Genomic DNA, 12,274 nt, shown 5'->3' with positions numbered 1-12,274 from the left:
TCCGGGCTTTTCCCTTCGGTCTTGCGTTTCCGACTCTATCAGACCGTTTTCCGATCCGATTTCCTCGGTGCTTTCCAGGTTCCCGCTCTCGCGTTTCCCTTTCCGGCGGTTCCGACTTTATCAGAAGTTTCGGGCCGTTTGTTCGGCCATCCATTTCCGAGCGAATCGGGGCTTCCCCGGAATCAATGTTCCAAGGAGCAGGAAGACTGCTCACCGTCACCGACCGGATCACGTCCAGTTCCAGGCAACTGCTCAAATCTACCTCCCCACGCGAGCTGCGTCAACAGCTCTTGCGGGGCGAAGAAGAGATTAACAGCTCTGGAGGGGTGGGCGCACATCAGGCGGCCGTCGGCACGGACGCGCTGCGCTCGGCCTCCTCGATGTCGCCCGTCTCCCCGGCACGGGCGGCACGGCCGCCCAGGATGTACACGTACGCGAGAAAGGCCAGCTCAGCGGCTATGCCGATGCCTATGCGGGCCCAGGTCGGCAGGCTCGAGGGCGTGACGAAGCCTTCGATCGCACCGGAGACGAAGAGGACCAGAGCGAGCCCGATCGCCATTCCCACTGCGGCGCGTCCCTCCTCCGCGAGGGCCGTGCGCCGGCTGCGCGGGCCGGGGTCGACCAGGGTCCAGCCGAGGCGCAGACCGGTGCCGGCGGCGACGAAGACCGCCGTCAGTTCCAGCAGACCGTGCGGGAGGAGAAGACCGAGGAACGTGTCCAGCCGTCCGGCGGAGGACATCAGGCCCAGGCCGACGCCGAGGTTCAGCATGTTCTCGAAGAGGATCCACAGGACGGGCAGGCCGAGGAAGACGCCGAGGACCAGGCACATCGCTGCGGCCTGGGCGTTGTTCGTCCAGACCTGCGCCGCGAACGCGGCGGCCGGATGGGACGAGTAGTACGTCTCGTACTCGCCCCCCGGGCGGGTGAGCTCGCGCAGTTCGCTGGGGGCCGCTATGGAGGACTGCACGTCGGGGCTGGTGCCGATCCACCAGGCGAGCAGTACCGCCACCACGGTGGACACCAGCGCGGTCGGCACCCACCAGTGCCGGGACCGGTAGACCGCGGCGGGAAAGCCCTGGGTCAGGAAACGGGTGACGTCACGCCACGACGCGGTGCGGGTGCCGGCCACCGCACCACGCGCGCGTGCCACCAGCTGGCTGAGCCGGCCGGTCAGCTGTGGATCAGGAGCGCTGGATTGGATCAGCGAGAGGTGGGTGGCGGTGCGCTGGTAGAGGACGACGAGTTCGTCGACCTCGGCTCCGGTCAGCCGGCGTCGGCGCTTCAGCAGGGTGTCCAGGCGGTCCCACTCGGCTCGGTGGGCGGAGACGAAGACGTCGAGGTCCATCGGTTTTGCCTGCTCCTGAGCTGTTCGTCGGCGGCTCGTCGTGGTGTCGGCTTTTCGTACTGCGGCGCGATGCGCCCTCAGCTTGGCAGACTGGCCGTTCTCGGGGCAGGTCAGGGAAGGGACGGCGGACGTGAGTGAGCTGGTGACGGGCGAGGCGGTGGCTCTGGAGCTACGCCCGGCGAGGCTGCCCAGCAGGGCTTTGGCCATCTTGCTCGACATGGCCGTCGCCGTGGTCGTCTACGTCGCGGTGATGGTGGCCCTGGTGCTGTCCACGGCTTCCCTGGACGAAGCCGCGCAGATCGCGGTGTCGATCGCGGCGTTCCTTCTCGTACTGGTCGGCGGGCCGATCGCGGTGGAGACGCTCAGCCACGGGCGTTCGCTCGGGAAGATGGCGGTCGGGCTGCGCGTGGTCCGCGACGACGGCGGGCCGATCCGGTTCCGGCACGCACTGGTACGGGGTGCGGTCGGTGTGGTCGAGATTCTGCTGACGCTCGGGGTGGTGGCCGTCATCGCCTCGCTCGTGTCGGCGCGGGGACGGCGGATCGGGGACGTGTTCGCCGGGACTCTGGTCGTACGCGAGCGGGTGCCCGCGGCGCAGACCGGCTTCGTTCCGCCGCCCCCGCCCTGGCTCGCCGGGCGGTTCTCCGGGCTTGATCTGTCTTCGGTACCCGATGATCTGTGGCTCGCGATCCGGCAGTACCTCACCCGGATGCGGCAGTTGGATCCGCAGGTCGGCTGGGCCATGGCGGCGCGGCTCGCCACGGATCTCGCGGACCGTACGGGGACTCCGGTGCCGCAGGGGGTGGTACCGGCCGCCTATCTGGCGGCGGTGGTGCAGGAACGGCAGGCCCGGGAGGCCCGACGGGCCTTCGGGAACGGGACGTCGGCCACCGCACTCGCCGGCGGGGTGCCGGTCGCGTACGGCCCGTATGCCTCCCCTGTGTCCCCCACTGTGCACCCTGCCCCGGCTCCTGCCGCCGACGTGGTTCCGGTCAAGGCCGCTGACGCCCCCGCGCCTTCCGCGCCGCTGTCCGCACCGCACGGGACGGCGGGCGGGTCCACGGTGTCGGGGGACGCGCCGTCGGGCTCCTCGGGGGCTACGCCGCCCGACCGCCCCTCGTCCGGGTTCGCGCCACCCGCGTGATCTCCGCGGGCCGCCGGCCCGGCAGCGTTGCCCGTCCGTCGCCCACCGGCCGGTCCGGACGGTCCCGGCGGTCTGGCCGGTCCGGGCGGTCCGGGCGGTCCGGGCGGTCTGTGGTGCCTCGCCTCAGGCGAACACCGACGGCGGCGATTCCAGGTCCTCCAGCTCGATCCCCGGAGCCGCGAGCACCACGTCGCCGGCGAGGTGCACGGTGTGCCGCTCGCCCGTGTCCAGGGCTGTGACCTGGTATTCGTCCACGGTCAGGGGGCCATTGTCAGTGGCGTGTGTTTCTCTCTTCACCAAGGCCCAGGACTGGTCCACGGTGCGCGGGGCGAGGACCGGATCGGTGAAGGCGACCAGGCGTACCCGGGTCGCGGAGGCGGAGGGGGTGAGGCGCAGCAGCCGGGCGGTGGCGACGAGGAAGGCGGGGGACGTGCCGGTGAAGGCGTGTGCCGGGACATTGCCTTCGGCGGCATGGGCGCCGGTGGGGTCCGTACGGACCCAGGTGACGCCGTCCAGGGCGGCGCCGCGGACCTGCCAGCCCCTCGCGTGGAGTTCGAGCCGGATGGGGCGGCCCAGCTCGTCGAGGGCGAGGTCGACCGAGCCGGTGTGCTCGCCCGAGGGGGAGGTCAGCTGGGAGACGTAGCGCCAGCCGGAGGGGCCGGGGGCGCACTGGAAGTGCTCTTGTGCGAGGGGGGTGTGATCGTGCGGATCGTGGAGCGAATAACGGCCGCGGGGCATGGGGGTCCTGGGTCTTGACGGGCTGGCCGGAGCGTCGTGACGGGCGGTTCCGGCCGGGGGGCACCAATGGGGCAGGCCCCCGACACGGGGGTGCGGGGGCCTGCCTCGGAGGTGCTGGGGTCCGCTGCGGAGGAGCGCGCCGGGTTCGTGGACGCGCTCACCGCGGGCGGGCCGGGACTCAGTAGCGGTAGTGGTCCGACTTGTAGGGGCCCTCGACCTCGACGCCGATGTACGCCGCCTGCTCCGGGCGCAGCGTCGTCAGCTTGACGCCGAGCGCGTCCAGGTGGAGTCGGGCGACCTTCTCGTCGAGGTGCTTGGGCAGCGTGTAGACGCCGATCGGGTACTCCGACTGCTTGGCGAACAGCTCGATCTGGGCCAGCGTCTGGTCCGCGAAGGAGTTCGACATGACGAAGGAGGGGTGACCGGTGGCGTTGCCCAGGTTCAGCAGACGGCCCTCCGACAGCACGATGATGACCTTGCCGTCGGGGAACTTCCAGGTGTGGACCTGCGGCTTGACCTCGTCCTTGACGATGCCGGGGATCTTGGCGAGGCCAGCCATGTCGATCTCGTTGTCGAAGTGACCGATGTTGCCGACGATCGCCTGGTGCTTCATCTTGGCCATGTCCGTGGCCATGATGATGTCCTTGTTGCCCGTCGTGGTGATGAAGATGTCGGCCTTGTCGATGACCTCGTCGAGGGTCGTGACCTGGTAGCCGTCCATGGCCGCCTGAAGGGCGCAGATCGGGTCGATCTCAGTGATGATCACGCGGGCGCCCTGGCCGCGCAGGGACTCCGCGCAGCCCTTGCCCACGTCGCCGTAACCGCAGACGACAGCGGTCTTGCCGCCGATCAGGGTGTCGGTGGCGCGGTTGATGCCGTCGATCAGGGAGTGCCGGCAGCCGTACTTGTTGTCGAACTTCGACTTCGTCACCGCGTCGTTCACGTTGATCGCGGGGAACAGCAGGACGCCGTCGCGCTGCATCTCGTACAGGCGGTGGACGCCCGTCGTGGTCTCCTCGGTCACGCCGCGGATCTCCGAGGCGAGCTGGGTCCACTTCTGGGAGCCGTCGCTGATCGTGCGGTTCAGCAGTTCGAGGATGACGCGGTGCTCGTCGGACTCGGCGGTGTCGGGCGAGGGGACCTTGCCGTCCTTCTCGTACTCGACGCCCTTGTGGACGAGGAGGGTGGCGTCACCACCGTCGTCCAGGATCATGTTCGGGCCGCCGGTGGGGCTGTTCGGCCAGGTCAGCGCCTGCTCGGTGCACCACCAGTACTCCTCCAGGGTCTCGCCCTTCCAGGCGAAGACCGGGACGCCCTGCGGGTTGTCGGGCGTGCCGTTCGGGCCGACGGCGATGGCCGCGGCCGCGTGGTCCTGGGTGGAGAAGATGTTGCAGGAGGCCCAGCGGACCTCGGCGCCGAGGGCGACCAGGGTCTCGATGAGGACGGCGGTCTGCACCGTCATGTGCAGGGAGCCGGTGACGCGGGCGCCCGCGAGGGGCTGCGTCTGGGCGTACTCCTTGCGGATCGACATCAGGCCGGGCATCTCGTGCTCGGCGAGGGTGATCTCCTTGCGGCCGAACTCGGCCAGGGAGAGGTCGGCGACCTTGAAGTCCTGTCGGTTGTCGACAGTCGTCATGCGGGCTGCTCCTCGGTATCGGGGCGAGGTGGATAGGGCTGTTCTGCGCGACGGCGGACACAGGGGTGCCCTGAAGGGGCACAGGCATGCCGGCGTGTGCGCAGCGCAGTCCGTCCGTCGGAGGCCCTCTCTCCCTCGGACGGTCCACACCGGGACCGCCCGACCGCCATCAGCAGCGACGTCTGACTTCACCCCAAGCTACACCGGCGGGCCCGCCCGCCCCAGTCCGTCTCGGGACGCGCCTGGCCGATCTCGGCCGCGGCAGGGGGGTCGTGTCCGGCCCGAGCGGGGGTGGGCCAGAGGTCGCCGCCCTGGTCGGGCGGTGGTGGGCGGCGGTTCCGGTACCGCCGCCGTGGCCCGCGCAGCTCCGACGACGGAGCAGGATGTCGGCCGGGATCAGTGGCCTGGATCAGTGGCCGGAGGCGTCCGGGGTCGGGCCGCCGGGCGTCGCCGCGGGGTTCGGGCCCTTGGCGGCCTGGGCCTCGCTGTAGATGTCCGGCTCCAGGTAGATCACGCGGGCGATCGGGACCGCCTCGCGGATGCGGGCCTCGGCGGCGTCGATGGCCTTCGCCACCTCGGTGGCCGTGTCGTCGTGCTGGACGGCGATCTTGGCGGCGACCAGCAGTTCCTCGGGGCCGAGGTGAAGCGTGCGCATGTGGATGACGCGGGTGACCGTGTGGCCGTCGACGATCGCGGCTTCGATCTTCCTGACGTCCTCGGTGCCCGCGGCCTCGCCGAGGAGCAGGGACTTGGTCTCGGCGGCGAGGACGAGGGCGATCAGGATGAGCAGGACACCGATGCAGACGGTGCCGATGCCGTCCCAGACGCCGTCGCCGGTGAGCAGGGAGAGGCCGACGCCGCCGAGGGCGAGGACCAGACCGATCAGGGCGCCGAAGTCCTCCAGGAGGACGACGGGCAGCTCGGGTGCCTTGGCTCGGCGGATGAACTGCGACCAGGACAGCGCCCCGCGCAGTTCGTTCGACTCCTTGATGGCGGTACGGAAGGAGAAGCCCTCGGCGATGATCGCGAACACGAGGACGCCCACCGGCCAGTACCAGTGCTCGATCTCGTGCGGGTGCTGGATCTTCTCGTAGCCCTCGTAGACGGCGAACATGCCGCCGACCGTGAAGAGGACGATCGAGACGAGGAAGGCGTAGATGTAGCGCTCGCGGCCGTAGCCGAAGGGGTGCTGCGGGGTGGCCTCACGCTGTGCCTTCTTGCCGCCGACCAGCAGCAGGGCCTGGTTGCCGGAGTCGGCGAGCGAGTGCACGCCCTCGGCGAGCATCGAGGACGAGCCGCTGAACGCGAACGCCACGAACTTCGATGCCGCGATCGCGAGATTGGCCCCGAGTGCCGCCACGATCGCCTTGGTGCCGCCTGACGCGCTCATGTGTTCGCGTTGTCCCTTCGCCTTCGTGCGTACGCCGTCCGGGGCGCCGCCCGCGGGTGGCTTTGCCCGTCCTTTGCCGGTGGGACATTGTTGCAGCCCGGTCCGGCGCCGACGCGGCAGGCCACCCGCGCAGGACACTTCAGACGATCACGGTGGCCCTGAACACCGTGCCGACACCGGACACTTCGGCTTTTTCACCCGCCGGGACGAACACGGACTGCCCGGGGTGCAGCTCGTGTTCGCCCGCCCGTACGGTTCCGGCCGTGCAGAGCAGGATCTGCGGGGCCGTCCGCGTGAGGTCGCGGGCGGGGCCGCCGTCGGCGAGGACGTACCGGGACAGCCGGAACTCGTCGATGGGGGTCTCGTAGACCTCCTCGCCGTCGGGCGACGCCTCCGGGCGCAGTACGCCGGGGTCGGCGGCCTCGAAGCGCACGACGCGCAGGAGTTCGGGGACGTCCACGTGCTTGGGGGTCAGCCCGCAGCGCAGGACGTTGTCGGAGTTGGCCATGATCTCGACACCGAGGCCGCCGAAGTAGGCGTGCGGGACGCCGGCGCCGAGGAAGAGGGCCTCGCCGGGCTGGAGCCTGACGTGGTTGAGCAGCAGCGCGGCGATGACACCGGGGTCGCCCGGGTAGTGGTGGGCGAGGCCCGCGTACGGGGCGTAGTCGCCACCGAGACGGTCGCAGGCGGCTGCGGTCTCGGCGACCGTGTGGGCCATCTGCTCGCGGTCGGCGGTGAGTATCGCGGTCAGCACCTCGCGCAGGGCCGCTTCCTCGGGATGGGCGTGCAGCAGATCGACGTACGGCTTGAGGGAGTCCACGCCGAGGCCGTCGAGCAGCTCGGCGGCCCGCAGCGGTTCGCGGAAGCCGCACACCCCGTCGAACTCGGTGAGCGCACAGATCAGTTCGGGCTTGTGGTTGGTGTCCTTGTAGTTGCGGTGGGCGGCGTCGACGGGTACGCCGTCGCGCTCCTCCCGGGCGTAGCCCTCCTTCGCCTGCGCCAGGTCGGGGTGGACCTGGAGGGAGAGGGGCGCGCCGGCCGCGAGGAGCTTGAGGAGGAAGGGGAGGCGGGGGCCGAACCGGGCCACCGCCGCCGCACCGAGTTCCTTCTCGGGGTCGGCGTCGACCACCTCGACCAGGGTGCCGCGGTCCGTGCGCGAGGGTGCGCCGGGGTGGGCGCCCATCCACATCTCCGCCTGCGGCTCACCGGTCGGTTCGACGCCCAGCAGGGTCGGGATGGCGGTGGCGGAACCCCAGGCGTAGGGGCGGACGGTGTTGGCGAGGCGGTCCATGCTGAGTTTCAGTCTCCGTGGGTACGCGGCGCGGCGGGCGCCGGCCGGAAGGTGCGGACCAAGGATCAGGCACCGGAAGCGAGCGCCAGGTAAACGGCGGCGAAATCGGTGATGGCGATCAGTTCCGCGAGGGTCTCCAGGTCGCCGCCGGTCTCCGGCTCCAGTTCACTGATCGGCGTGTCGTGACTGAGGACCAGGTCACGGGCGGAGGGCGCGGCGGTCAGGCCGCCGGTGGGGCGGTCGCGCAGCAGCACCACGCGCGCGTGGAAGGCGGGCGGTTCCTCCACCCGGTCGCGGAAGAAGTCGTCCGGGTCGGCGCTGGCGGCGAGCGGCCCGGCCAGCAGGGCGTTGTGCGCGGCGAGCGCCTCGGGCAGTTCGGCCACGAGGGCGGGGCGGCCCGCGAGTTCGGCGAGGGCCGCGGAGAAGCGGCGGCCGGCCGGGCCGGCCGAGACGCCCTCGGTCCAGATCACCGGCAGCGAGTCGGCGAGTTCGGCGGCCAGGGTCTTGGCGGGGTTGCTGTAGGTCGCGATGGCGGGACCGCAGCGTTCGGCGATGTGGTCGAGACGGTCGGCGACCTTCTCGACGGCGTCGGGCGGAGCGGTGAGCAGACCGACGCGGTCCAGGAGGGCCAGCAGCGGGGTGAGCAGCGCCCAGAAGACCCCGGGCGCGGAGGCGGTGAGGGGTGGTTCGTCGCCCTCGTCGTACGGGGCGGTCGCCATCGGTACGAAGAGACCGTGGGCGCCTGCCACTGCCTCGACGAGCGGGGTTCCGGCGGGGGCCACCGCGACGACGGAGCAGCCCCGACGGTAGGCCTGGTCGGCGAGGAGGGAGAGGGACGGCTCGGAGCCGTCGGGGGTGGCGATCAGCAGCAGGTCCACCGAGCCTGCCCAGCCGGGGAGTTCCCAGCGCAGGGCGCCGGACGCCGGGGCGACGCCGGTGGGGGCCAGCCGGGTGACCGGGCTGCCGGCGCCGGCGAGGGTGCCGAGCAGGTCGGCCGCGCTGGTGGCGGCGGCGCCGGGGCCCGCGATGAGGACGGCGCGCGGGCGGCCGTCGGGCTTGAGGTCGTGGACGCCCGCCTCGGCGGCGTGCCGGGCGGCCGTGCGCACCCGGGCGCCTGCCTCGGCGGCGCCGCGCAGAAGGGCGCGGCGGTCGGCCTCGGCGAGGGCCTCCGGTGCGTCGAGCAGCGATTCGTCGAGCATGGGCGGCAGTCTCCGATCGCCGGTCGTCGTTACGCGGGGCGGCGGGCCTCGTCGACGAGGAGGACGGGGATGCCGTCTCGGACGGGGTAGGCCAGACCGCAGTCCTGGCCGGTGCAGACCAGTTCGTCGTCCTGCTCCGTGATCGGCGCGTGGCAGGCCGGGCAGGCGAGGATCTCCAGGAGGCCGGCTTCGAGCGGCATGGGCGGTCCCTTCGGCGGGTGCGTGCGCGGGTGTCCGCGCGCGTGTGCGGATGTGCCTGGTCAGGGTACCGCCGGTGGGGGCGGGGTGTTGGGGGTCGGGCGGGAGGCCACGGAGGGCCGGGCAGGACGGCCACGCAGGGGCGGGCGGGACGACGAGGGCCGGGCGGCAAGGCCACGCGGAGGCGCGCGGCAGGCCGCTCAGGTCAGGCGGGGTGGACCGGTGCCGTGGGCCGACGGGGTGGAGTGGTGCCGTGCGTCGACGGGGTGGAGTGGTGCCGTCGGCCGACAGGGTGGACCGGTCACGCGCACCGCGACGCGGGCCGGTGACTCGGGGTCAGTGGCTCGGGTCGGTGACGGAGGTCGGTGAGCGCACGTTGTTGAGCGGACGTCGACGGGCGCACGTCGATGGGCGCACGTCGGCGGACGGACGTCGACGGGCGCACGTCGGCGAGCGGACATCGACGGGCCGACGTCGACGGGCGGACATCGACGTGCGGACGCCGGTGAGGCGACATCGACGGGCCGACGTACGTGAGCCGACGTCGACGGGCCGACGTCGACGGGCCGACGTCGATGGGCGGCGGGGCTGTAGCCGGTGTGGGGTGCCGTGGGGGCCGGCCGTCGCTCGCCCCGCCGTTCCGTGGTGTGCGTGTGGCGGTCAGGCGCGGATGATCGCCAGGACCTCGTCGCGCACCGTCGCCATCGTCGCCGCGTCCCGTGCCTCCGCGTTGAGGCGCAGCAGCGGTTCGGTGTTGGAGGGACGGACGTTGAACCACCAGTCGGAGGTACTGACGGTCAGACCGTCCAGTTCGTCGAGGGTGACGTCCTCGCGGCTGCCGTACGCCGCCCGGATCGCGGCGATGCGGTCGGCCTGGTCGGCGACGGTGGAGTTGATCTCGCCGGAGCCCGTGTAGCGGTCGTACTGCGCCACCAGGCCCGACAGGGGGCCCTCCTGGCCGCCGAGGGCCGCCAGGACGTGCAGGGCGGCCAGCATGCCGGTGTCGGCGTTCCAGAAGTCCTTGAAGTAGTAGTGGGCGGAGTGCTCGCCGCCGAAGATCGCGCCCGAGTTCGCCATCTCGGCCTTGATGAACGAGTGGCCGACCCGGGTGCGGACCGGGGTGCCGCCGTTCTCCTGCACCACCTCGGGGACCGTCCAGGACGTGATGAGGTTGTGGATGACGACGCCCTTGCCGCCGTTCCTGGCCAGCTCGCGCGCGGCGACCAGGGCGGTGATCGCGGACGGCGAGACGGGGTCGCCGTGCTCGTCGACCACGAAGCAGCGGTCCGCGTCCCCGTCGAAGGCGAGGCCGAGGTCGGCGCCCTCCTCGCGGACCCGCTTCTGGAGGTCCACGATGTTCGCCGGGTCCAGCGGGTTCGCCTCGTGGTTGGGGAAGGAGCCGTCCAGTTCGAAGTACATGGGGACGACGGTCAGGGGCAGGCCCGCGAGGACGGTGGGCACGGTGTGGCCGCCCATGCCGTTGCCCGCGTCGACGACGACCTTCAGGGGGCGGATCGAGGTCAGGTCGACGAGGGAACGCAGGTGGGCCGCGTAATCCTCCAACGTCTCGCGCCGGGTGGCGGTTCCCGGCGTCGCGGCCGGCGCGGGGGCTCCCGACTCCGACCAGCGCTCCGCCAGTTCACGGATCTGCGTCAGGCCGGTGTCCTGGCCGACGGGCGCCGCGCCCGCGCGGCACATCTTGATGCCGTTGTAGCGGGCCGGATTGTGCGACGCCGTGAACATCGCGCCCGGAAGACCGAGCGAGCCCGAGGCGTAGTACAGCTGGTCCGTCGAGCAGAGACCGATCTCGGTGACGTCGGCGCCACGGGCCGCCGCACCCCGCGCGAAGGCACGGGACAGGCCGGGCGACGACGGCCGCATGTCGTGGCCGGTCACGATCGCGTCCGCGCCCGTCACCTGGACGAAGGCGGCCCCGAACAGCTCGGCCAGCGTCTCGTCCCACTGGTCCGGGACCACCCCGCGCACGTCGTACGCCTTCACGATCTGTGACAGATCAGCAGCCACGGCCAACCCTTCTGAAAGTCCTGTCGGTCGCCCCAAACTACCCGCACGGGCCGACACCGCACGGTGTGGACGCATAGTGGACGCGAAGTGGACCTCCGGCCGTAACGTCGGGTCGGATGACGTCAGGTCAGGTCGGGATCCGGTCGGGTCGGGTCAGTTGTCCGGGGAGCGCAGCACCCGCAGATGGCCGCGGCGCGCGACCTCCATCGGGTCGGCCGCACGGGCCCCGCCGCCACCGGCCGCCCGCTCCTGGGGGCGGGCCGCCTCGCGCACCGCGTTGGCGAGCGCTTCCAGGTCGTCGCCGCTGGGCCGGGCCGGTGCCGAGGCGTCCAGAAGCCGGACGACCTCCCAGCCGCGCGGGGCGGTGAGGCGCTCGGAGTGCTCGGCGCACAGGTCGTAGCAGTGGGGTTCGGCGTAGGTGGCGAGCGGGCCGAGAACCGCGGTCGAGTCGGCGTAGACGTACGTCAGCGTCGCGACGGCGGGTCGGCCGCAGGCGGTGCGCGAACAGCGACGTACAGGGCTCACGACGTTGGACGGTACCGCACTCTTGAGCGGGCCGCGACGACTCTCCCCCAGGTCACCCCACCGTGTCGTGTCGTGAAACGCTCCCCGCGCCCCTCCGGACACCCCCTGCCGACCTGCGTCGACCCCCGTTTTCAGGGCCTCGGGCGGGCCCGCATCCGGTCACGACTCAGTACAAACACCGTCAATTGTCTTGAGATCGACGGTCGCGAAGGGGTACGGAAACGAGCCGGACCTTGGCTGGAATGGTCATCCCGAAACATGCCGTGCGGATGGGCCGGATGTCGCGCGGGGGCCGGGCGGGCGGTCCCCGCGGGGTCTACGCTTCAGCGGTGATGGACAACGCCGTACCGCCCCCCGCCGCCGGCCCCGGGCCGCGCCGCCGTGATCGCCACGGGCGTGGCATACGCGGCCCGATCGCACCGCCGCAGGTGCCGCTCGCCGCGAGCCGGGCCGAGGTCTTCGCGGATCTGGTGCAGGACTCGGTGGAGCGCCTGGAGCGGCGCTGGCCCCAGCTCGCGGACATCGACTTCCTCGTGCTGGAGGTGCCTCGGCTGGACGGGCCGGGCGAACCCTGGAACGACGAGGCGGTGCCGCTGGGCGGGACGATCCCCGCGCGCGAGGGCCGCCCGGCTCGGGTCGTGGTGTACCGGCGCCCGGTCGAGATCCGCACGAAGGGGCGCGACGAGCGGGCGGCGCTGGTGCACGAGGTCGTCGTCGAGCAGGTCGCCGAGCTGCTGGGGCTGACGCCGGAGACGGTGGATCCGCGGTACGGGGAGGACTGAG

At 71.8% G+C, this 12,274-nt stretch carries 11 protein-coding genes; 2 read left to right on the top strand and 9 right to left on the bottom strand.

The genetic code is table 11. The features are described 5' to 3' along the window. Positions 1 to 337 precede the first annotated feature (337 nt). A complete protein-coding gene (locus ACZ7OY_RS43560; RefSeq protein ID WP_472251034.1) occupies positions 338 to 1,345 on the bottom strand; it encodes a stage II sporulation protein M in 1,008 nt (335 codons plus the stop codon). 130 nt (positions 1,346 to 1,475) lie between these two features. Between ACZ7OY_RS43560 and ACZ7OY_RS43555 the strand changes: the two genes are divergently transcribed. Further along, positions 1,476 to 2,489, top strand: a complete 1,014-nt coding sequence (locus ACZ7OY_RS43555; RefSeq protein WP_472251033.1) for an RDD family protein — start codon at positions 1,476 to 1,478, stop codon at positions 2,487 to 2,489. A gap of 123 nt (positions 2,490 to 2,612) precedes the next feature. On the opposite strand, the gene ACZ7OY_RS43550 is transcribed toward ACZ7OY_RS43555, so the two are convergent. The 8 genes from ACZ7OY_RS43550 to ACZ7OY_RS43515 all read right to left on the bottom strand — a co-directional run bounded on the left by ACZ7OY_RS43550 (position 2,613) and on the right by ACZ7OY_RS43515 (position 11,542). Then, on the bottom strand, positions 2,613 to 3,227 hold the full coding sequence (locus ACZ7OY_RS43550) for a hypothetical protein (RefSeq protein ID WP_472251032.1): 615 nt from the start codon (positions 3,225 to 3,227) through the stop codon (positions 2,613 to 2,615). 178 nt (positions 3,228 to 3,405) lie between these two features. Next, positions 3,406 to 4,863, bottom strand: a complete 1,458-nt coding sequence (gene ahcY / locus ACZ7OY_RS43545) for an adenosylhomocysteinase (protein ID WP_472251031.1) — start codon at positions 4,861 to 4,863, stop codon at positions 3,406 to 3,408. A 409-nt stretch (positions 4,864 to 5,272) separates the two neighbouring features. Continuing rightward, positions 5,273 to 6,253: a cation diffusion facilitator family transporter gene (locus ACZ7OY_RS43540; protein WP_384727715.1), complete on the bottom strand. Its 981-nt coding sequence runs from the start codon at positions 6,251 to 6,253 to the stop codon at positions 5,273 to 5,275. Positions 6,254 to 6,392: 139 nt separating this feature from the next. Next, positions 6,393 to 7,544 carry a mannose-6-phosphate isomerase, class I gene (manA, locus tag ACZ7OY_RS43535; RefSeq protein ID WP_472251030.1) on the bottom strand — a complete coding sequence of 384 codons (1,152 nt, stop codon included), beginning with the start codon at positions 7,542 to 7,544 and terminating at the stop codon, positions 6,393 to 6,395. Positions 7,545 to 7,609: 65 nt separating this feature from the next. Beyond that, positions 7,610 to 8,743: an SIS domain-containing protein gene (locus tag ACZ7OY_RS43530; protein WP_472251029.1), complete on the bottom strand. Its 1,134-nt coding sequence runs from the start codon at positions 8,741 to 8,743 to the stop codon at positions 7,610 to 7,612. A 29-nt stretch (positions 8,744 to 8,772) separates the two neighbouring features. After that, on the bottom strand, positions 8,773 to 8,943 hold the full coding sequence (locus ACZ7OY_RS43525; protein WP_152895083.1) for a Trm112 family protein: 171 nt from the start codon (positions 8,941 to 8,943) through the stop codon (positions 8,773 to 8,775). A 658-nt stretch (positions 8,944 to 9,601) separates the two neighbouring features. Further along, positions 9,602 to 10,966, bottom strand: a complete 1,365-nt coding sequence (locus ACZ7OY_RS43520) for a phosphomannomutase/phosphoglucomutase (protein ID WP_472251028.1) — start codon at positions 10,964 to 10,966, stop codon at positions 9,602 to 9,604. A 153-nt stretch (positions 10,967 to 11,119) separates the two neighbouring features. Further along, complete coding sequence (locus ACZ7OY_RS43515) at positions 11,120 to 11,542, bottom strand: DUF3499 domain-containing protein (RefSeq protein ID WP_152894381.1); 423 nt, start codon at positions 11,540 to 11,542, stop codon at positions 11,120 to 11,122. 281 nt (positions 11,543 to 11,823) lie between these two features. Between ACZ7OY_RS43515 and ACZ7OY_RS43510 the strand changes: the two genes are divergently transcribed. Next, positions 11,824 to 12,273 carry a metallopeptidase family protein gene (locus ACZ7OY_RS43510; RefSeq protein WP_385533881.1) on the top strand — a complete coding sequence of 150 codons (450 nt, stop codon included), beginning with the start codon at positions 11,824 to 11,826 and terminating at the stop codon, positions 12,271 to 12,273. The last annotated feature ends 1 nt before the right edge of the window (position 12,274 follow it).

This window comes from Streptomyces sp. NPDC107559, assembly GCF_055657365.1.
This window is presented reverse-complemented; position numbering and strand designations above follow the sequence as displayed.